Here is a 20,650-nt window from a genome sequence, read left to right as displayed (position 1 = left end):
GGATTATGACAATAGCAATCATAGCTCACGATGGTAAAAAAGCAGAAATGGTTCAGTTTCTTAATGAACATCAGGATATTTTAAGTTCTAAAAACATTAAACTTATTGCTACAGGTACTACTGGAGAGAAAGCAAAACGAGCAGGTTTTGAGGTAAATGCATTACTTTCTGGTCCTCTTGGTGGGGATGCACAGATAGCGGCCGGAGTAGCAGAGAAAAAAGTGGATATGGTCATCTTCTTCAGGGATCCATTGGCAAAACATCCTCATGAACCAGATATTTTTATGCTGATGAGGTTGTGCGATGTATATGATGTACCTCTAGCAACCAATCCGGCTACGGCACAATTACTTCTCAAAGCATTGTGAGAAATGTAAATTTCACTCACGTTGATAAGTTATAAATACATTCTTCTCTAATTTCCCATAACTCACTATAAGAAAAATTGAGTCTTTCTGAGATTATCCAGGTTTTGATAAAATTTTGATGGAATTGTTCTTTGAAATTTGCTACTTGATCAGGCTGTATCTTTCGTTCAATGATTATGTCTTTTTTGATTCTTTCAAAATCCGAAGTGTCCGATGTGGCATCGATTGTTTCCCCTTTATATCTTAAATAACAATGTGCTTCAGGGATGTAATCAAGCCCATTTTCAAGAAGTATATTACCAATTTTGGGAGTATTTGTAGAATTCATTTTGTAAATACCGGTAAAAAGTTCAATGTTTTTAGCACCATGTATATCAGCAATCCTTTTTAGCAATGCATGTTTAGAGCTACAGGTTCCTTTGTTCTCTGTGAGTACTAGTCTGGAGTCAGTACGATTAGAGTTTCTGCCGTAAGGAATGTTTTTAACATAAGTAACCAGTTCTTGCCAAGAAACAATCTCTTTTTCTTTGATGAGTTTAGATAGACTGTCCGGAGAGTTAATTGTGAAATCAAGCATTTGTAAAAATAAAAAACTCAAGCAGAATATGCTTGAGTTTTATGTATTTGTGTAATCTAAGTATTTATTTTACAGCGATTACTGATATTTCGACATTTACAAATTTAGGTAAAGCTGCCACAGCAACAGTTTCTCTGGCAGGTGCCGTATCTTCATTAAAATAACTTCCGTAAACTTCATTTACTTTAGAAAAATTATTCATATCACTTAAGAAGATAGTCGTTTTGATAACATTTTCGAAAGTCATATCTACTTCATCTAAAATCGCTTTAAGATTTTGCATTACTTGTTCTGCTTCTATTTTGATATCATCTAGAACTAATTCTCCAGTTTCGGGATTAATGGCTATTTGACCAGAAGTATACAGTGTATTACCGTTGAGAATTGCTTGGTTATAAGGGCCGATTGGTGCAGGCGCCTTAGAGGTAGTTATTATTTTTTTCATGATGTGTAAAGTGTTATTGTTTATAAAGATTTCATAAATTTAATTCCTCAAACCTATACCCTGAGCGTGTCGAAGGGTCAAACCTCAAATCTCAAACCTCAAACCTATATTAAAGCTGTCGGTCCGGTTCACGTCTTTTATCATATTTGATATCGCTAAGCACGGAAGACGAGATTCCGATAAAGAAATTCCAAGAGGTTCGCTCGCTAAATGGAATCCAATTAAAATTCATAGTCCAACTATCCAAATCTCTTTTAAATCTTAAATTAGTGAACGTAAATCCAGGATTTTTTAGATCATATCCAGAGGAAACTCCAACGGTCCATTTTGGTGCTAATTCTACATCACCCGAGAACATAATAGAATGTGATGATATTTCATTTTGCCGGGCATTATTACTGTAATTCACGGTATATGACAAACGTAAAGACCAAGGGATTTTGTAATTGTAATTTTTGATATCTTTCTTTTCTCTATCACTATCATCTTGCTTACGATAGGTTTGCTCTTCTCTAAAGTCAGTTCCACCGCCAAATAAATTATCCGGTCTACCACCATTTTGAAGGGTTGGGTTGGTTAATGGGTCTTCGTTAGATTTTCCTTTTTCAAAATCTTTACTAGAAAAAGAGTATCCAAAATTGGCACTAGCTCTGGTTAATCTGAATAAGCTACCTCCATTATCAATGTTCCAAACATCAATTTTACGATTGTTATTATCTAAAGCATATGGATCTAACTCTGTACTAAAATTAATATCCAGTTTGTTTTCGATGATTGGGATATTTCCGGTTATGGATATCGGGCTTAATTGAAGAGAATCTCCTGCAATATTATAAGCTGTTCTAAAATTTAAATTATTCAATAACACCACCTTTTTGGGTTCAGTAGCAGTAGTATCCTTGCTTCTTACTTTAGCTTCCAGGTTATTGCTTAATGAAAATCCAATACTACTCGAAAAAGTATTACTTGGAGCACCAAAGAAACCTCCTTCAAATCTTGAGTACTCAACATCTTCAAACGTTTCTATATCTGGTGTGTCGGGATCATCTTCTGCAGATCTTCTATAAGTATCATAAAATTGGTCAAAGGCCGGATTGATACTATAGCTAACAGATGGTCGCATCGTATGGCGAATTGCCTGTATCTTTTTATCTTTTTTAAAATTAAACGTTCCGTAGATCGTTGTTCCTAAACTAGCGGAAAAATTGTAAGTCCTAAAAGCGTCAAAGCCTGCAATGGTGTCTCTTACTACTTCTCCGGCACCATCATTAGCATCCTCATCAAAACGTTGTTCAATTGTCTCAAATACCCAGTTTTCCTGAAAACTGGTTCCCATGGTTGCACTTAGATATTTAAAAATTTTAAAATTAGTACTAATCGGGATGGAGTGTTGCATTCCAATCCTAGCATCGTTAAACATCTCAGCTTTAAAAAGATCTTCATCCGTCGTATTAATTCTGTTTTCTCCTCTAAAGTTATATTGTGTATTTATGTTATGAATAATTCCTTTTTTGACACCTACTTTTGGTGCAAACGGAAATATTCTGGACATGCTGGCATTGACATTAGGGAGCGATAAGTTTACTTCCCCGGTATTGGTATTAGAGTTATGGGTAGCAGCTATATTTAAATTAACCTGAGGATCTCCCTGAAAAGTTTTAGCATACGAAATAGAAGAACTAAGCTGATTATTCAGGAAATTTCCTGTATTCAGTTGATTGGTAGATTGCTGAAAGAAATCACTACTACCAAAGTTTACAGAAGCAGAAAATCTGGAATTTGGATTTGATTTGGCATCCTGCGCATGAGTCCATTGAATGTTATAGGTCGTTCTTTGTGCAAAATCAGGAAAACCTCTCTCGCTAGTTAAGTTGTTTTCAAACCTAAAACGAAGATTACCTCTGTATTTATAACGCACTGCATAAGCAGATTCTGTAAGAAGTGTATAACTACCATTCGTATAATAATCTCCCGTTACAGTTAAATCGGCATAATCACTTAAAGCAAAGTAATATCCGCCATTTTGTAAAAAATACCCTCTGTTGTTTTCTTCTCCGTAACTAGGAATGATAAAACCCGAAGTTCTTTTTTCTTGTAAGGGAAAATAACCAAAAGGCAATCCAAGAGGTGTTGGAACATCCGCAATAAACATATTTACTAAACCAGTAACGATCTTCTTTTTTGGAACTAATTTTATTCTTCTTGCATAAAAGTAATAATCCGCATTGTCAATATCTTCAGCAGTCGTGAATTTTACGTTACTCATATAGATCACAGAGTCGTTAACTCTCTTTGAAACTTCACCTTTTACATTCATTTCACCCTGTTTTGTTCGGGAGTTATAAATAAGTGCTTTCTCTGTGTCAAAATTAAAACGAATAGAATCTGGTTCTACCACATTCTGAGCTTGTTTAAAAATAGGTGTTTGGGTATAATCACCAACAGAATCTTTAATTCCATAAGCATATACCTCATTTTTAGCATTGTCTACAATAATCAGACCTGCATTAATTTGCATTTCGCCATATATAATTTCAGCTTCGTTATAGAGATACATTTTGTTTTCTCTACGACTAAGTCTCATATAATCCGTAGACTTATATTTAACTTTATCAGTCAATAACTGAGGAGGTTCAACGGCTGTATCCTTTTTTGTAGTGTCCTGATCTTTTTCATTTTGCAGCACCTCGGATTTCGGATTTGCCTTTTTCTTAGTCAAATTAACAGAGTCTTTTTGAATAGGAACTGGTTTCGCAGTAGTTTTATCAAACTCTTGTGCAGTTGTATAACAAATGCAAAATAGTGAAAAACTTAGTGAATAAAGTATGTTACGTACCGTTGTTTGCAATGGTTTAAATCCTATTTTTGTAAAACTATGGCTTAGTTTTTGAAGTGCCAAAATTACATATATTTTTTATGTAGAGATTGTAAATGAGAAAAAAATAAATATTTATATCAAATACAGTACTCTTACGTTATTTTAAATAAAAACTGATATGGTAATTTCTAAGATCATAACCGTATGATTTTAGAATTATTATACTAAATACTGAAACAATTTGGTAATGTTTCAAGCTAAGTGATAATTTTGCATAATTATGAAGAAGAAAATAATATATAGCTCTTTGTCGATTGTATTAGTATTGGTGCTATCTGCATTTTCGGTATCTGTTTCAGAAAGCAGTAATAAAGAGAAATTTGTGGTGGTATTAGATGCTGGTCACGGAGGACATGATCCGGGAAATAGAGGTAACGGATATAAAGAAAAAGATATTTCTTTAAAAGTGGTTCTGGCGGTAGGGGAAGCTTTAGAAAAAGATGATCGATTTAAAGTAGTATATACCAGAAAGACTGATAAATTTATCGAATTACACGAAAGAGGAAAAATTGCAAACAAAGCAAAAGCTGATTTATTTGTGTCTGTTCATTGCAATTCTCATCATTCTCAAGCATATGGTACAGAAACATTTGTACTGGGTTTGCACGCAAATGATGAAAACTTTAATGTAGCAAAAAATGAAAATTCTGTTATTTTATTAGAAGATAATTATGAGGCAAACTATGACGGTTTTGATCCTAATTCTCCCGAATCTATTATAGGATTAACATTGATGCAAGAAGAATACCTTGATCAAAGCCTTACGTTGGCGAGTTTTGTGCAGAATCGATTCAATAAAACTTTAAAACGAAAGAGTAGAGGAGTAAAACAAGCTGGTTTTGTGGTATTACACCAAACATATATGCCAAGTGTACTTATAGAATTAGGATTTCTTACCAATAACAAAGAAGGAAAGTATCTAAATTCTAAAAAAGGTCAGGAAGAAATGGCAAAGTCAATAATAACCTCGATTGTTGATTATAAAGAGAGTTTGGATGCCACCTATTATGTTCCGGAACCTAAAACTCCTGAAATTCCTGAAATCGTGAATAATGATTCGATAACCAAGGTTGTAGGAGAGCAGTTATACAACGGAGTCACTTTTAAAGTACAAATCGCAGCAGGATCAAACGATATAGAATTAGAAGCTCAAAATTTTAATGGACTAGATCAGTTATCCAAGGTTCAGTTTGGTGAATTGTATAAATATTACTTTGGTAGCACGTCTAATTATAATTTAATCAAGGAGTTAAAGAGCGTAGCAGTAGAGAAAGGATATACGGCTTGCTTTGTAGTTGCTTTTAAGGATAATGAAATAATTCCGCTTACTGAAGCATTAAAAACAGATACTTCATCGAATTAATCTAAATAAATACTGATAATTCGTTCGTTAATAATCTTTGGAAGTATATTTTTTATTCTAAATTTGTGTCCTAAATATATGCTATTTTGAAATTTACTCGAGAAGTTAAAACAGGAATTCTAGCACTATCTGCTATAGCACTTCTGATTTTTGGTTATAGTTTTTTGAAGGGTAAAAACCTTTTAGAGAGTGATCGTACTTTTTATGCCGTCTATGATAATGTAGAGGGCTTGATACCTTCTTCTCCTGTAACTATCAATGGTTTGGTTGTAGGTAAAGTAGTCTCTATCAATTTTGCGGATAAAAAAGGAAACCTTGTGGTTGAGTTCAATGTAAGTAGTGATTTTACTTTTTCCAGAAATAGCGTAGCGATGGTATATGGTGGAGATTTGATCGGTGGGAAATCGTTGGCCATTAATCCAATTTATGAACAAGGTCTGGAAGCAAAGGATCAGGATACATTGCCAGGACAAGTGAAGGCTGGATTACTAGAGTTAGTTAATGAACAGCTAACACCGCTTCAGCTCAAATTAGAATCAGCGATCAAGGATGCGGATACCCTTTTAACCTCTGTTAATGAAATTCTATCCGTTGACAATAAAAATAATCTGAATACAATATTTGCAGATCTAAGTGTTACCATCAAAAACTTCAAAGGAGCATCCGGAGCTTTGAATAATATTTTGTCGGGTAACGAAACAAAATTAAATAGTACGCTTTCTAATCTAGATAAAATGTCAACGAACCTTAACCAGTTCTCGGATTCTTTATCAAAAGTTAATATTGGAAAACTGGTTAATGATTTAGACGGAGTTTTAGCTAATTTTGAAAAAATTTCTAAAGATTTAGAAGTAGGAAACGGAACTGCAGGGAAATTATTGAAGGATGATAAGTTATATGGTAATTTAGAAAAAGCCAGCAAAGAACTGGAGTTACTGCTACAGGACCTTCGATTAAATCCAACACGATATGTAAACATTTCTGTTTTCGGGAAAAAGAATAAACCATACGTGAAACCAACAGACTCAATAAACTAACTACTAATAGACTATGCAATATATTCCTAATATCATATTTGTAATCGCTTTAATAGCAGGGATTGGATATTTTACTAAAAACATTCGTAAAATCATTCGAAATATTCGATTGGGTAAGGATGTGGATCGAACGGATAATAAGAAAGAGCGTTTCAATAATATGATGCGTATTGCTTTTGGACAATCTAAAATGGTAAGAAGACCTATTGCGGGAATATTGCATGTGGTAGTGTATTTAGGATTTATTATTATCAATATTGAAGTACTCGAAATTATCATTGATGGTATTTTAGGGACACACAGAATATTTGCCTTCTTAGGAGGATTTTATGATTTCTTGATCGGTTCGTTCGAAATTTTGGCACTTTTAGTACTAGTAAGTGTTTTCATCTTTTGGATAAGGAGAAATGTAATTAATATTAGACGCTTTAAAACATTAAAAGGTTGGCCAAAGAACGATGGAAATATTATTTTGTATTTTGAGGTTGTGTTAATGACACTGTTTCTTACTATGAATGCAGCGGATTTACAGCTACAAAGTTTAGGTGCAGAACATTATATCAAAGCTGGAGCATATCCTATAAGTCAATTTATCTCTCCTTTATTTAACGGAATGGAAGAGGGAACTATAATTCTTATCGAACGAGGCGCTTGGTGGATGCATATTATTGGAATTTTAATATTTCTGAATTACCTGTACTTTTCTAAACACCTGCATATCCTATTAGCATTTCCAAATACGTATTATGGAGACTTGCAACCCAAAGGACAAATGGATAATTTAGAAGCTGTGACCAAAGAGGTGATGCTAATGATGGATCCTAATGCTGATCCGTTTGCAGCTCCTGCAGAAGACGAATCAGAAGCTGAACCTTCAACATTTGGAGCCTCTGATGTAACAGATCTTAACTGGGTACAATTATTGAATTCATATACCTGTACAGAGTGTGGACGTTGTACAAGCGAATGCCCCGCAAACCAGACAGGTAAGAAGTTGTCGCCTAGAAAAATTATGATGGATACCAGAGATCGTCTACAAGAAGTAGGAGATAATATTGACAAGAACGGTAGTTTTGTCGATGATGGTAAGAAATTATTAAATGACTACATAACTCCGGAAGAATTATGGGCCTGTACAAGTTGTAATGCGTGTGTAGAAGCATGTCCGGTAAGTATTAGTCCATTGTCTATTATTCTGGATATGAGAAGATATTTAGTAATGGAACAAAGTGCTGCGCCATCAGACCTTAATAATATGATGTCGAACATAGAAAATAATGGAGCTCCTTGGCCATTTAACCAAATGGATAGATTGAACTGGAGTCAAGAGTAAAAATTAATTTCATTAACCATAACTATTAACCATAAACTTTTTTAAAAAATTAAGAGAATTTAGAAATTATGAAGAAGGAAGAAGTAGAGAAATTATTGCATGATAAGGTAGAAGCAGGAGAGCATATTAGTCCTGTTTTGCCAGAAGGAATTAAAAACTATCTTATCGATATTGATGGAACGATCACTGAAGATGTTCCTAATGAAGAGCCAGAGAGAATGGTTACATGTGCACCGTTCCCGGATGCATTAGTTACATTGAATAAGTGGTTTGACGAAGGACATATTATATGTTTTTTCACGTCCAGAACAGAAGATCATAGAGAAGTGACAGAGACTTGGTTAAACACCCACGGATTTAAATATCACAGTCTTTTAATGGGAAAACCAAGAGGAGGAAACTATCATTGGATCGACAATCACTTGGTAAAAGCTACTCGCTATACCGGTAAATTTACTGAATTAGTAGAAAGAGTAGTGACTATCGAAGTTTTTGACGACGGTAAACATGATTAAATATTGATTTTTGGTTATGATTTTTTTCAAACCATAAATCCATTACATATATAAATAGTATATACATATGAGTGAAACAGTAAAGGTGCCAACAATGGCAGAGTATATGGCTGAAGGAAAAAAGCCAGAAGTTTTATTTTGGGTAGGCTGTGCAGGTAGTTTTGATGACAGAGCCAAGAAAATTACTAAGGCTTTTGTTAAGTTGCTTCATAATGCCAATGTAGACTTTGCTGTATTAGGTACAGAGGAAAGCTGTACTGGTGATCCGGCCAAGAGATCAGGTAATGAATTTTTGTTTCAGATGCAGGCAGTTACCAATATAGAGGTAATGAATGCCTACGAAATCAAAAAGGTAGTTACAGCTTGTCCTCATTGTTTCAATACGTTAAAAAATGAATATCCTGCATTAGGCGGTGACTATGAAGTAATGCATCATACGCAATTTCTTAAATCACTTTTAGATGAAGGAAGATTAACCGTTGAAGGAGGTAAGTTTAAAGGGAAAAGAATAACTTTTCACGATCCATGTTACTTAGGTAGAGCAAATAATGTATATGAAGCTCCCAGAGATCTTCTTAGAAAGCTAGAAGTGGAACTTGTAGAAATGAAACGTTGTAAACGCAATGGTCTGTGTTGCGGAGCAGGAGGAGCACAAATGTTCAAGGAGCCGGAACCAGGAAATAAAGATGTCAATATCGAAAGAACAGAGGATGCGCTGGAGACAAAACCGGATATCATCGCTGCTGGATGTCCTTTTTGCAATACAATGATGACCGATGGTGTTAAAAATAAAGAGAAAGAAGATAGCATCGAAGTGATGGATGTGGCAGAATTGATTGCAAATGCTCAAGATTTATAAGAGTATTTTTAAAACACTATATATAATAAAGAAAGAGTTGATATGTTTGTTCATATTAACTCTTTTTTATTGCAACAATTCGAAATAGTTTTTGTTATTTTAGAAAATAAAAAGAAAGCAGATGTTAGTAGATTTTAATGAGCTTCCGGATACTTCAAGAATTTGGATATATCAAGCCAATAGATCCTTTACTTCGGAGGAGTTAGAACAAATAAAAGAAAGATTAGATACCTTTATTACCCAATGGACTGCACACGGTGCAGATCTAAAAGCGGGATACGATATAAAGTATAAGAGATTCATAACTATAGCACTAGATCAGGATCTTAATCAAGCAACAGGTTGCTCTATAGATGCTTCAGTGCGTTTTATCCAGAAACTAGAAAGTGATTACAATGTGGATTTAATGGATAAGATGAATGTGTCTTATAAACAAGGGGAGTATGTTGCGTATAAATCACTTACCGATTTTAGGAAAATGGCAAAAAATAGATCTGTATCTCCCAATACCATAGTGTTTAATAATTTAGTCACTAATATTGCCGAATATAAGACAGATTGGGAAGTTCCGGCTAAAGAAAGTTGGCATAATCGTTTTTTAAATTAGTTTTTGTGCATTATACTTTTATAAAATACCTTTCCTGTATAATTTTTATTTTCACATTATCGGCTTTTTCTCAACAATCTGATGTGATAAAGATCGAAGATTCTATTAGTAATAATGAATCCGACTCCCTTGCATTGCTCCTTAAAGTAGATGAGAGGCAATTAAATCCACTAATCGTTGAAAAAGAATATAATGCTCAAAAATTTTGGGTAGATAGCATTTACAACAAAATGACTTTAAAAGAAAAGGTTGGTCAGTTGTTTATGGTAGATGTTTTTTCTTCGAAACCTAAGAAAGAGACAGATAAGATAAAAAAGCTAATTGAGGAATATCACATTGGTGGTATCATCTTTTCCAAAGGAGGACCACAGCGACAGGCAAAGTTAAATAATGAGTATCAAGAGCTTTCTAAGGTTCCTCTACTGATTGGTATGGATGCAGAATGGGGTTTGGCTATGAGGCTGGATTCTACCAAAGCATTTCCTTGGAATATGACCCTAGGTGCTATTCAGGATAATAATTTAGTAGAAGAAACGGGTAGGCAAATAGCGAAACATTGCAAACGATTAGGAGTTCATATTAATTTTGCTCCGGTTGTTGATATGAATACTAATCCTAAAAATCCAATAATCGGAAATCGTTCTTTTGGAGAGGATAAAGATAATGTCACAGAAAAAGCATTGGCTTTTATGAAAGGAATGCAAAAAGAAGGTGTGCTGGCTAGTGCAAAACACTTTCCGGGTCACGGTGATACGGACAGCGACTCTCATAAAACATTACCAACTATCAATTTTGATCAAAAAAGAATAGATAGTATCGAATTGTATCCTTATCGAAAACTGATCGCAGATGGTTTGTCCAGTGTGATGGTTGCCCATCTTAATATTCCTAGTCTAGAACCCAGATCAGGATATCCGTCGTCAATTTCTGAGAATGTAGTAACTAACATTTTACAGGACAGCCTGGCTTTTAAAGGATTGATTATTACAGATGCTTTGAATATGAAAGGAGCTTCAGATTTTAAAGCTCCCGGTGATATTGATCTTGCTGCGTTTAAAGCAGGAAATGATATTCTTCTAATATCAGAAGATGTTCCATTAGCATCTCAAAAAATTGTTTCTGCCTATTACGCTGGAGAAATCACAGAAGAACGCTTGTCCATCTCTGTTAAAAAGATTCTATTAGCCAAGTATAAAGCAGGGCTTCATAAATACAAGCCTGTAAAAACAGAATATCTTGTTGAAGAACTGAATAGTATTGCTAATGAGGTGCTACATCATAAATTAGTAGAAAACTCATTAACCTTAATTAAAAACGACAGGGCTATCCTACCTGTTAAAAATTTAGACCTCAAAAAAGTAGCATATGTCTCGCTGGGAGATGATTCTGGAGAAGTCTTTTTAGAAGAGCTAAATAAGTATACGAAAGTTGATTGGGTACAAGGCAATCAACTACCGGATATTTTAGATCAGTTGCGTAATTATAATTACGTTATTGTTGGTTTGCATAAATCTAATGACAATCCTTGGAAAGAGTATAAGTTTAAGGATAAAGAATTGGTGTGGTTATATGAGATCGCAAGGCTTAATAATACTGTGCTAAGTGTTTTTTCCAAACCATATGCAATGTTAGATCTTCAGACCACTACCAATTTTGAAGGTATTTTAATGGCGTATCAAAATAGTCCTGTTGCTCAGCAAAAAGCTGCACAGTTACTTTTCGGTGCCATAGAAGCAAAAGGGAAACTTCCGGTAAGCCTAGGTGAAGATTTTCCTTTAGGAATAGGATTGGAAACAAGATCATTAAAACGTCTTACGTATGGTATCCCCGAGACTGTAGGTATGAATTCTCACAAATTAGAGCGTATTGATTCAATAGTTAATATAGCTTTAAGAGAAGAAATGACACCTGGTTTACAACTTATCGTAGCGAGAAAAGGTAAGGTGGTTTTTAATAAGAATTATGGATATCACACCTACGCAAAATCTAGGAAGGTAAAAAGTTCGGATATTTATGACCTTGCATCCTTAACTAAAATTCTTTCTACACTACCATTAACAATGGAGCTAAAAGATAAAGGGATTTTATCTCTGGAGACCAGAGTAGGAGAAATGCTACCTTCTTTTAGTGATTCTAACAAAAAAGATATAACAGTTCGATCCATGCTGTCGCATTATGCACGATTAAGAGCGTGGATTCCTTTTTATTTAAAGACACTGGATACTGTTACCTCAAAACCAGATAGAAAGTACTATAGAAACAGACCTTCTGATGATTTTAATATTAAAGTAACTGGTAATTTATACCTGAGAAGCGATATGAAAGATTCTCTTATGGCGAGGATAAAAGACAGTGAATTAAGAAATCGGCTTAGTTATAAATATAGTGATCTTCCGTATTATTTAATGAAATCATTTATAGAAGAACACTATGGGAATAATTTGGATGCTTTGACACAACAACATCTTTACAAAGCGATGGGGGCAAGCAATATGGGATATTTACCATTGAATAAATTTGATAAAAAACGTATTGTCCCTACAGAGAACGATCAAGCATATAGAAAAGAAATTATTCACGGATATGTTCATGATCAAGGTGCAGCCATGTTTGGAGGTATTGGAGGTCATGCCGGTTTATTTGCTAATGCAAACGATGTTACAAAAATGATGCAGATGTATCTTAATGGTGGATATTATGGAGGAAAACAATATATAAGTAGCCAAACCATTGAAGAATTTAATACCTGTACTTATTGTGATAAAGATGTAAGAAGAGGGGTAGGTTTTGATAAACCACAATTAGGAGATGTTGGCCCGACCTGTGGTTGTATATCAATGAATAGCTATGGTCACAGTGGTTTTACAGGTACGTTTACATGGGCGGATCCTGATGAAGAAATAATTTACGTGTTCTTGAGCAACCGTACTTTTCCGGATTCTGCTAATCGTAAATTGATATCAAATGATATTAGATCAGAAATTCAGCGATTGATTTATGAGGCAATTAATTATTGATTCGTATTAAGTTAAAGTCTAAAAATTAAATAAAATGAATACAAAGGTTTCAGAGAACGGGCCGTTATTTTCACGAATAGTAGCCGGTTGTATGAATTGGGGAGAATGGGGAGCTAATCTTACCCCTAATGAATCTCAAAAGCTTATTGAAGATTGTCTTTCTATCGGAGTAACTACCTTTGATCATGCCGATATTTATGGACATTACACTACAGAAACCTTATTCGGGAATGCTTTAAAGAATAATAGTTCTCTTAGAGAAAAGATTCAGCTTGTTACTAAATGTGGAATAAAATTGGTTACTCCCAATAGACCTGATAACCAGATAAAATCTTATAAGACCACCAAGAATTATATCATAGATTCTACCGAACAATCACTAAAAAATTTACAAACAGATCATATTGATATGCTGTTGATTCACAGACCAAGCCCTTTGATGAATCCTCAAGAAATAGCAGAAGCTTTTGATACATTAAGATCTAGCGGCAAGGTGTTGCATTTTGGAGTGTCAAATTTCACTACTTCTCAATTTGATATGTTACAATCTTTTTTTCCATTACAAACCAATCAAATTGAAATTTCTCCGCTGCATTTAGCACCATTTATTGATGGTACTCTAGATCAATGTATAAAGTTTGATATAAAACCAATGGCATATTCTACTTTAGCCGGAGGGAAGTTTTTTTCAAAAGAACCTGGTGAGCAGGTTGTAAGAATCAATAAAGTTGTTAATGTCCTAGCAGACAAGTATGATGCATCTGCAGATCAAATATTAACCTCTTGGTTGTTAAAGCATCCTTCGGGGATATTACCGGTGATCGGTTCTACCAAAATAAGTCGTATACATTCAGCAGTAGAGTCACTCTCTGTAGAAATCACAGATGAAGAGTGGTTTATGATCTGGGAAGCTTCAACAGGCGAAGAAGTTGCCTGATTACTTACGATTTAGAAACTCAAAACGTAGTTTCAGCTTTAATTCTCATTATTACAAAAGACAGGAAGAAAAGATCATTATTTAATATCGATTTTTGGAAGTTGTAATTTGTCCAGATTTAAAAAAAATCAAAAAAAGATGAGAAAGCGAGGTAACAAAACAATCCTTTACGACACATGTATATAGTAATAGTTTAATTTAATGATTATGGTAGGCATATGATTTGGATAAACAATTGCCGAAAAATCAATGGCTACGGTTATATAGGGGTATGTGTACCGTAGTCAGATTTTTATGTATATAACTGATTATCAAAAAACTGCATTTTTTTGTTCTTTTTTTCGAATGAAAGTAGTTTCTTTGCAAACCCTAAAATTTACCCAAAATGAAATTATTATTTACGCTAATTTTACTATTCGGATCTACACAATATATCAATAAGGATATAAATAGAAAGGTTATTTCTGATGATGACTATAATTACACATTTTACGTTTCTAGTAAAAATACATCCAATTACGAAAATTTAAAAGAATATTATTGGTATAAAAGTGGGAAAATTCATTCTTCTTTTGGGGGTGGAGATGGTCAGATTTTACACGGACAATATAACAAGACCTATAGAAAGAACGGAATCGCTGAACAGGGTGAATTTCATTATGGTCTTAAAGATGATACCTGGAAGAATTGGTATGAAAACGGAAAAATTAAAAAGATATCGAATTGGCAAAAAGGGTTTCTTTCCGGATCATATCAGGAGTTTACAGAATCAGGAGTTCTGTTAGTTAGCGGAAAATATAAAAATAATAAAAAACATGGTAGATGGATTACCCATCATACCAACGACACATTATATTTCAAAAGAGGAGAAAAAGTAATTAAAGAAGAAATTGCTGAAGAAGAAAAGAATGATAAAAATGAAAAGAAGAGTTTTGTAGGAAAAACAAAAGACTTTTTCAAAAACATTTTTAAAAAGAAAACACCTGAAGAAAAAGAGAAGGAAAAGAAAGAAAAAGAGCTAAGAAAGCAAAAGAAAGAAATAGAAAAAAAGCGTAAAGAGTTAGCAAAAAAGAAAGAAGCTGGTAAAAAAAACACTTCCAAAAAACAATAAGTAAATGCTAAAAGCAGGTTCTTTATTATATGCTATTTACGTGTGTTTGATTATTGCCATTCTCAGTGGCGGACTTATATACATTTTTACTATCAATAAAACGTTAGCAACCCGACAATCTGTAAAAGAACAGCTTATAGATCGTTGTACTTCTTGTTTTAATTATTTTTTGTTGAACCCTAAATCTTTTGAAAAAACCAGTATGCAGCAAGTCGATCTGTTTGGTGATGGATTATTGTGTGAGTTCACAAAAGAACGATGGGGAATGTACTCTAAATTATTAGGTAAAGCATTTTTTAAAAAAGATACTATTGATAGAAATTATATAATAGGTGAGGTTGCTGATATAAACCCATTAGCACTGTATTTATGTGATTTTGGAGAAGAACTAAAAATTTCAGGAACTACCAAGATCAAAGGAAATGTGAGGCTCCCAAAGAAAAGATATAAAGTAGTGAATATTTTGGGTAATCAACAAGCTAACAATCCAAAATTAGAGGGAAATATTACTGTTTCATCTCAGAATTTACCTAAAATAACTTCACCAAAATTAGAATATCCAAAAAATACTATAGAAACTACTTTATCTAAATTAAAAGAAAACCAACCAATCTATCGCGGATTCGACCAGCAGACTGCAATAGTTTATTTGGATAAAGGAGAATCACTGGATAGATTAAATATCAAGGGTAACTTCATCTTTAAATCCAGAGATACTGTTCGGATTAATGATACATCAAAAATTGAAGATGTTATTATTCAAGCACCAAAAGTAGTTCTAGAGGAAGGTTTTGAAGGGAGCTTACAAATTTATGCAGATAAAGAAGTAGATATAGAATCCGATGTAAAATTGCGATATCCATCTTGTATTGTAATTGAAGCGTCAACCAGGGATTATGAAAAGAAGATTAAAATAGCAGAGGATGTTGAGATTTATGGTGGGATTGTGATCAACGGCTCTAGTTTTAGAGAAAAGCAAAACAATTTCGTTTCTATTGATAAAAATTCATTAGTAGTTGGAGATGTTTATTGTAATGGTATTATGGAATTAAAGGGAAGTATTATTGGTTCTTTATATACGCATAAATTACAATTAGAAACCAGAAGTTCTAAGTATGCCGATGTTATCCTAAATGGAGTAATTGACGCATCCGAACTACCAAACAACTTTGTGAGATTGCCATTATTTGGAAATACAGGAGAAAACAGACTTGAAAGAATTAAAAACATACAATAAATATTTCCTTAAAGGAAGTTCATTAATTGAATCTGTAATAGCAATTACGATCATTGCTACCTGCTTATTAGTGGCTATTAGATTGTATGCAGCTGTTTTAAACAGCAGTTCATCTTTGAACACTTATAAAATGAAGTTTAAAGTCGCGGAATTATATGATAATGCGAAAATTTCGAATGATTTTGATGATGAATTATATGAGTTTAAAACATATTCGATTAAAAAGAAAGTTGAAGATTTTCAAAGTAATAAGGAGTTGAAAAATATAAAGTTTATCGTACAAACAGCTTCGGATACAATTATATATAACTATTTGTTAGTCAATAAAAAAAACGATGAGTAAGGTAAAAGCATTTACCATATTAGAAATGTTAATTAATCTGACCATTATGTCAATCATAATGGGTTTAATATACTTTGCCTATGCCTCATTCGTAAAACAGGTTATAAACTACCAAGCTTCTATAGATGAACAAAATGAATTAACAACAAGTTATGTGCAACTAAGAACCGATTTTTTTAATGCAGAGAGAATTGTAAAATCTTATAAAGGATTTAAAGTGATTGCATATAACAATAAAGAAATAGAATATAAAATTACAGACAAGTTTCTAATTAGAAGGCAGATTGAAATGCTGGATACTTTGCCAATAAAAAAAATTAAGATATCAACAGATTTTAATAGTATTACAAAAGAAGATCTTGTTACTAAAATGAGTATAGGAACGACTCTATTTGATGAACCAATAGAGTTTATAATTACTAAGGACTATGCTCCTAATTTTAAATTAAAATTGTAATGGGAATTGATGTAAGTAAAATCCATAATAAACCAAATATAAAGACGGATAATAAACCATCTTCTCTTGGCAATTTCTTTAATCAAGAATTCAGTTTTTCCAAAAAATTAGGAGCAAAAGAGAAAGAAGTTTTGTATAAAGATTTGTCAACACTTCTTAATGCCGGGGTCGATTTCAAAACATCTTTAGAGATATTGGCGAATCAACAAAAAAAGAAACACCTAAAAGATTTAATCTTAGAATTAAAAGCCAAGATTGTAAAAGGTAAAAGCTTTTACGAAGCTTTAGAGGATACCGGACTCTTTTCATCGTATGAATATTTTAGTATTAAGATAGGAGAGGAAACAAAAAAATTAGATACTGTACTCTTAGAATTACACAAATATTTTAAACGTCAGATCAAATTGAGAAAACAAATTATCTCAGTGATTACCTATCCTTCATTCGTTTTGGTGTTGACTGTTGGAGTTTTGTATTTTATGTTAACCTATGTGGTGCCAATGTTTAAGTCGGTTTTTAATCAATTTGATGGAGATCTTCCCGCATTGACAAAAAATATAATCGTTTTATCCGAGAAATTTCCAACAATATTTGTGGTCATTTTATTGCTTATTATCACCAGTATGTTTTTGGTGAAAATTTATGGTCAGAATCCTTCTTTTAGAAATATTAAATCAAAAATCATTCTAAGAATTCCTTTTTTCGGGAGACTAGTCAAAATGGTGTATTTGGCGAGGTATTGTCAGTTTTTAGATCTATTATTGACTTCAAAAACTTCCTTGACAGAATCGCTGGATATGGTGAAGAAAATGATCGGTTTTTATCCAATCGAGTCTTCAATTGACCCTATTAGAAATGATGTGATTAAAGGAATCCCTTTCGCGGCAGCTATGAAAAAACACAAGATTTATGAGTATAAATTAATTTCTATGGTAGAAGTAGCAGAAGAAATTAACGAATTGGATACCATGTTTTCTAGACTGGCGGATGAATATGATGAAGAAGTAGAACATAAAACCAAAATGATTGGAGTAGTTCTGGAGCCGTTGATAATTATTATCATAGGCTTAATTGTAGGTCTGATAATGGTAGCTATGTATGCACCAATGTTCGATCTGAGTAAAATTATAAATGGAAACTAAAAAATTTAGATTTTGTTAACACAATTTAATACTTTTGCAAACCCTAAATCAATCTTAATGAATTCATTAAGATTACATAACAAGCCTATGAAACGCAAAAACAACTGGTATGCTGCGGCATATTCTATGACCGAAATATTGATTGTACTTTGTATTATCGGTATTTTACTTCTCATGGTACTTCCTAGTCAGACTTCTGTTATCACCCAAGCTAAATCTATAGAGGCACAGAGTATGTTAAATCACTTATACGGATTAGAGAAAAACTACTTTTTCAGACATTCTAAATATACAGCTGATTTTGATGAATTAGGTTTTGAACCTGCATTGACTATAGAGCAAGGAGGGCAAGCGGTATATAGAATAGAAATTATAGAGGCTTCGACCAATTCATTTAAAGCCACTGCAACTTCTTTATCTGATTTTGATGATGACGGTAATTATAATACCTGGGAGATTGATCAAAAAAAGACATTAAAAGAAACAGTTAAAGACTAATTCGTTGGATACTGTTATTCAAATAATCATAATACTATTATTTACATTGGTATTTATTCAGGATTTAAAGCTTAGAGCTATTCATATTTCATTGCCAATTTTGATTTTAATTTTTGGGTTAATTTCCTATTTCAGAAATGGCTATAGTGTAATTAATTTGTTGTATAGCTTGGCTTTTCTGATAATTACTTTTGGAGGTTTATATCTTTATTTATCAGCAAAGAACAAAAGATTTACGAATCCTTTTAAAAGAAATATGGGATTGGGGGATGTGCTATTCTTTGTTGCTGTAATTCCTTTTTTCTCCTTACACAATTATATTTTATTTTTTATAACAGGGATGTTATTTTCAATAGTTGGATTTTTAATAATAAAACTAGTTGTCAAAACAGATTTGGTGCCTTTAGCAGGTCTTTTAGCCTTGTATTTAATTATACTCAAAATCGCTAGTTATAGTGCAGGTTTTGATGTGTTCTTTACTAATCTTTTGAATTAATTATGGATATAGTAAAAGAAATTATATTAACTACAGAAGAGCAGCAAATCATCAATGCAGATTTGGCGCATAATTATCAAATTGTTCCAAAAGAAGATAAGGGTAACCAACTAAGTCTTTTTATAAAAGAAACTGCAGCAAAAGAAGCTGTAAAAGAGGAGTTAGAGTTAATCTTAGGTAAGACTATAGAATTACACCCCGTTTCTGCAGATACAATTAATAGAGCTTTAATTTTATATTATAGAACCGGTAATAGTGGTAATACTGAGAATACATCTAAAACAGAAAGTTTTAGATCAACATCTCAGGATTTTCTAGAAGAACTCATCTTTGAGGCCAAATCAATAGGAAGTAGTGATATTCATTTTGAAGTTTTTAAAGACGAAGCCAGAATTAGATATAGAATAGATGGAAAGCTTACCGAAAAATATAAAGTAGAAAAAGAAAATTACCTGGAATTAGTCAATAAAATCAAAATAAAATCGAATCTAGATATAACTGAGAAAAGATTGCCTCAGGACGGACGAATTAATTATGATGATTTTGATATAAGGGTTTCTATTCTTCCCACGTTACACGGTGAAAAAATCGTAATGCGGATACTAGGGAGAGATACTGCACATCTAAGTATGGATAAGCTGGGAATGGAGCAGAAAGAAAAGGAGTTATATCAGGAAGCGTTAAAAGCATCCAAAGGAATTATCCTTATTAGTGGTCCTACAGGATCCGGTAAGACAACAACTTTATATGCCAGTCTAAAAGAATTAAATAAAGTTACCAGCAATATCGTTACCGTAGAAGATCCTATCGAATATACATTAAAGGGAATAAATCAAGTACAATTAAGAGAAGATATAGGATTAACATTTACCAGTGCACTTAAAACATTTCTTAGACAAGATCCGGATATTATTATGCTTGGAGAGATAAGAGATGGAGCAACGGCTGAGATGGCAATTAGAGCTAGTCTTACAGGACATTTAGTATTGTCTACGATACATACAAATTCTGCTTTAGGAACAATTTCGAGATTAATTGATATGGGAGTGCCTGCTTTTCTTATAGCAGAAACGCTAAAGATTTCTGTTGCACAACGACTGGTACGAAAACTTTGTGATTCTTGTAAGGAACATTCAGTTTTAAAAGGGGACGAATATAAAAATGAAGCTTTTATCGGGTTAAAAGAACATTGGATTTCTAAAGGTTGCGAACATTGCCATTATACTGGTTACAAAGGAAGAACTGCAATTTATGAGATTATACCTATTGATAGTGAGTTAGCCCAGGAAATAAAGAAAAATTCAACAAATCTGGAAGAATCCATTTCAGATTACACTACATCGAGCTTGTCGGGGAAAGCCATACGATTAGTACAAAACGGAATAACGTCTATTGAGGAGGTATACTCAATTATTATAGAAAAATAAGGG

At 33.1% G+C, this 20,650-nt stretch carries 20 protein-coding genes; 17 read left to right on the top strand and 3 right to left on the bottom strand.

Features of this window, described 5'->3' with window-relative positions:
* Positions 1–5: 5 nt before the first annotated feature.
* Positions 6–368 carry a methylglyoxal synthase gene (locus ACFSR1_RS04420; RefSeq protein ID WP_378290032.1) on the top strand — a complete coding sequence of 121 codons (363 nt, stop codon included), beginning with the start codon at positions 6–8 and terminating at the stop codon, positions 366–368.
* Between the two features lie 16 nt (positions 369–384).
* On the opposite strand, the gene ACFSR1_RS04415 is transcribed toward ACFSR1_RS04420, so the two are convergent.
* The 3 genes from ACFSR1_RS04415 to ACFSR1_RS04405 all read right to left on the bottom strand — a co-directional run bounded on the left by ACFSR1_RS04415 (position 385) and on the right by ACFSR1_RS04405 (position 4,289).
* A complete protein-coding gene (locus tag ACFSR1_RS04415) occupies positions 385–945 on the bottom strand; it encodes a hypothetical protein (protein ID WP_378290030.1) in 561 nt (186 codons plus the stop codon).
* Positions 946–1,009: 64 nt separating this feature from the next.
* Positions 1,010–1,390: a RidA family protein gene (locus tag ACFSR1_RS04410; RefSeq protein ID WP_378290028.1), complete on the bottom strand. Its 381-nt coding sequence runs from the start codon at positions 1,388–1,390 to the stop codon at positions 1,010–1,012.
* 109 nt (positions 1,391–1,499) lie between these two features.
* A complete protein-coding gene (locus tag ACFSR1_RS04405) occupies positions 1,500–4,289 on the bottom strand; it encodes a putative LPS assembly protein LptD (protein WP_378290026.1) in 2,790 nt (929 codons plus the stop codon).
* A 199-nt stretch (positions 4,290–4,488) separates the two neighbouring features.
* Here ACFSR1_RS04405 and ACFSR1_RS04400 point away from each other — a divergent pair, with 199 nt between their 5' ends.
* The 16 genes from ACFSR1_RS04400 to ACFSR1_RS04325 all read left to right on the top strand — a co-directional run bounded on the left by ACFSR1_RS04400 (position 4,489) and on the right by ACFSR1_RS04325 (position 20,647).
* The gene (locus tag ACFSR1_RS04400; RefSeq protein WP_378290024.1) at positions 4,489–5,631 is read left to right on the top strand and encodes an N-acetylmuramoyl-L-alanine amidase family protein; all 1,143 of its coding nucleotides are present in this window, start codon (positions 4,489–4,491) and stop codon (positions 5,629–5,631) included.
* An 86-nt stretch (positions 5,632–5,717) separates the two neighbouring features.
* Entirely contained in the window at positions 5,718–6,668 is a 951-nt protein-coding gene (locus ACFSR1_RS04395) for an MlaD family protein (RefSeq protein WP_378290022.1), read from the top strand.
* A 13-nt stretch (positions 6,669–6,681) separates the two neighbouring features.
* Positions 6,682–8,001: a 4Fe-4S dicluster domain-containing protein gene (locus tag ACFSR1_RS04390; RefSeq protein WP_378290020.1), complete on the top strand. Its 1,320-nt coding sequence runs from the start codon at positions 6,682–6,684 to the stop codon at positions 7,999–8,001.
* Between the two features lie 68 nt (positions 8,002–8,069).
* On the top strand, positions 8,070–8,516 hold the full coding sequence (locus tag ACFSR1_RS04385; RefSeq protein WP_378290018.1) for an LNS2 domain-containing protein: 447 nt from the start codon (positions 8,070–8,072) through the stop codon (positions 8,514–8,516).
* Positions 8,517–8,583: 67 nt separating this feature from the next.
* Complete coding sequence (locus ACFSR1_RS04380; protein ID WP_378175255.1) at positions 8,584–9,375, top strand: (Fe-S)-binding protein; 792 nt, start codon at positions 8,584–8,586, stop codon at positions 9,373–9,375.
* A gap of 121 nt (positions 9,376–9,496) precedes the next feature.
* Positions 9,497–9,982 carry an ABC transporter ATPase gene (locus ACFSR1_RS04375; protein WP_378290016.1) on the top strand — a complete coding sequence of 162 codons (486 nt, stop codon included), beginning with the start codon at positions 9,497–9,499 and terminating at the stop codon, positions 9,980–9,982.
* An 83-nt stretch (positions 9,983–10,065) separates the two neighbouring features.
* Positions 10,066–12,999 carry a glycoside hydrolase family 3 N-terminal domain-containing protein gene (locus ACFSR1_RS04370; RefSeq protein ID WP_378290014.1) on the top strand — a complete coding sequence of 978 codons (2,934 nt, stop codon included), beginning with the start codon at positions 10,066–10,068 and terminating at the stop codon, positions 12,997–12,999.
* 34 nt (positions 13,000–13,033) lie between these two features.
* Positions 13,034–13,936 (top strand): aldo/keto reductase, encoded by a 903-nt coding sequence (locus ACFSR1_RS04365; RefSeq protein WP_378290012.1) that lies wholly within the window; start codon positions 13,034–13,036, stop codon positions 13,934–13,936.
* Between the two features lie 385 nt (positions 13,937–14,321).
* Positions 14,322–15,047: a toxin-antitoxin system YwqK family antitoxin gene (locus tag ACFSR1_RS04360; RefSeq protein ID WP_378290010.1), complete on the top strand. Its 726-nt coding sequence runs from the start codon at positions 14,322–14,324 to the stop codon at positions 15,045–15,047.
* Between the two features lie 4 nt (positions 15,048–15,051).
* The gene (locus tag ACFSR1_RS04355) at positions 15,052–16,284 is read left to right on the top strand and encodes a hypothetical protein (protein WP_378290008.1); all 1,233 of its coding nucleotides are present in this window, start codon (positions 15,052–15,054) and stop codon (positions 16,282–16,284) included.
* Positions 16,259–16,627 (top strand): type IV pilus modification PilV family protein, encoded by a 369-nt coding sequence (locus ACFSR1_RS04350; RefSeq protein WP_378290007.1) that lies wholly within the window; start codon positions 16,259–16,261, stop codon positions 16,625–16,627. The genes ACFSR1_RS04355 and ACFSR1_RS04350 overlap by 26 nt, the downstream gene beginning before the upstream one ends.
* Positions 16,620–17,084 carry a PulJ/GspJ family protein gene (locus tag ACFSR1_RS04345; protein WP_378290005.1) on the top strand — a complete coding sequence of 155 codons (465 nt, stop codon included), beginning with the start codon at positions 16,620–16,622 and terminating at the stop codon, positions 17,082–17,084. Before ACFSR1_RS04350 ends, ACFSR1_RS04345 begins: the two co-directional genes overlap by 8 nt.
* Positions 17,084–18,226, top strand: coding sequence for a type II secretion system F family protein (locus ACFSR1_RS04340; RefSeq protein ID WP_378290003.1), 1,143 nt, complete (start codon positions 17,084–17,086; stop codon positions 18,224–18,226). The genes ACFSR1_RS04345 and ACFSR1_RS04340 overlap by 1 nt, the downstream gene beginning before the upstream one ends.
* Positions 18,227–18,283: 57 nt before the next feature.
* Positions 18,284–18,724: a type IV pilin protein gene (locus ACFSR1_RS04335; RefSeq protein ID WP_378175232.1), complete on the top strand. Its 441-nt coding sequence runs from the start codon at positions 18,284–18,286 to the stop codon at positions 18,722–18,724.
* Positions 18,725–18,728: 4 nt separating this feature from the next.
* Entirely contained in the window at positions 18,729–19,220 is a 492-nt protein-coding gene (locus tag ACFSR1_RS04330) for a prepilin peptidase (protein ID WP_378290001.1), read from the top strand.
* A gap of 2 nt (positions 19,221–19,222) precedes the next feature.
* A complete protein-coding gene (locus tag ACFSR1_RS04325) occupies positions 19,223–20,647 on the top strand; it encodes a GspE/PulE family protein (RefSeq protein ID WP_378289999.1) in 1,425 nt (474 codons plus the stop codon).
* Positions 20,648–20,650: the final 3 nt, after the last annotated feature.

Source organism: Aquimarina rubra, from assembly GCF_042684305.1.
Classification (GTDB): Bacteria; Bacteroidota; Bacteroidia; order Flavobacteriales; family Flavobacteriaceae; genus Aquimarina; species Aquimarina rubra.
Note: the sequence above shows the minus strand (reverse complement) of the source record. Positions and strands in the feature narration are given on the sequence as shown.

What these genes read in the sequence shown, in the direction of transcription:
- ACFSR1_RS04420 (WP_378290032.1), top strand. Translation starts at nt 6, where the DNA reads ATGACAATAGCAATCATAGCTCACGATGGTAAAAAAGCAGAAATGGTT.
- ACFSR1_RS04415 (WP_378290030.1), bottom strand. Translation starts at nt 945, where the DNA reads ATGCTTGATTTCACAATTAACTCTCCGGACAGTCTATCTAAACTCATC.
- ACFSR1_RS04410 (WP_378290028.1), bottom strand. Translation starts at nt 1,390, where the DNA reads ATGAAAAAAATAATAACTACCTCTAAGGCGCCTGCACCAATCGGCCCT.
- ACFSR1_RS04400 (WP_378290024.1), top strand. Translation starts at nt 4,489, where the DNA reads ATGAAGAAGAAAATAATATATAGCTCTTTGTCGATTGTATTAGTATTG.
- ACFSR1_RS04390 (WP_378290020.1), top strand. Translation starts at nt 6,682, where the DNA reads ATGCAATATATTCCTAATATCATATTTGTAATCGCTTTAATAGCAGGG.
- ACFSR1_RS04385 (WP_378290018.1), top strand. Translation starts at nt 8,070, where the DNA reads ATGAAGAAGGAAGAAGTAGAGAAATTATTGCATGATAAGGTAGAAGCA.
- ACFSR1_RS04380 (WP_378175255.1), top strand. Translation starts at nt 8,584, where the DNA reads ATGAGTGAAACAGTAAAGGTGCCAACAATGGCAGAGTATATGGCTGAA.
- ACFSR1_RS04375 (WP_378290016.1), top strand. Translation starts at nt 9,497, where the DNA reads ATGTTAGTAGATTTTAATGAGCTTCCGGATACTTCAAGAATTTGGATA.
- ACFSR1_RS04365 (WP_378290012.1), top strand. Translation starts at nt 13,034, where the DNA reads ATGAATACAAAGGTTTCAGAGAACGGGCCGTTATTTTCACGAATAGTA.
- ACFSR1_RS04360 (WP_378290010.1), top strand. Translation starts at nt 14,322, where the DNA reads ATGAAATTATTATTTACGCTAATTTTACTATTCGGATCTACACAATAT.
- ACFSR1_RS04355 (WP_378290008.1), top strand. Translation starts at nt 15,052, where the DNA reads ATGCTAAAAGCAGGTTCTTTATTATATGCTATTTACGTGTGTTTGATT.
- ACFSR1_RS04345 (WP_378290005.1), top strand. Translation starts at nt 16,620, where the DNA reads ATGAGTAAGGTAAAAGCATTTACCATATTAGAAATGTTAATTAATCTG.
- ACFSR1_RS04340 (WP_378290003.1), top strand. Translation starts at nt 17,084, where the DNA reads ATGGGAATTGATGTAAGTAAAATCCATAATAAACCAAATATAAAGACG.
- ACFSR1_RS04335 (WP_378175232.1), top strand. Translation starts at nt 18,284, where the DNA reads ATGAATTCATTAAGATTACATAACAAGCCTATGAAACGCAAAAACAAC.
- ACFSR1_RS04325 (WP_378289999.1), top strand. Translation starts at nt 19,223, where the DNA reads ATGGATATAGTAAAAGAAATTATATTAACTACAGAAGAGCAGCAAATC.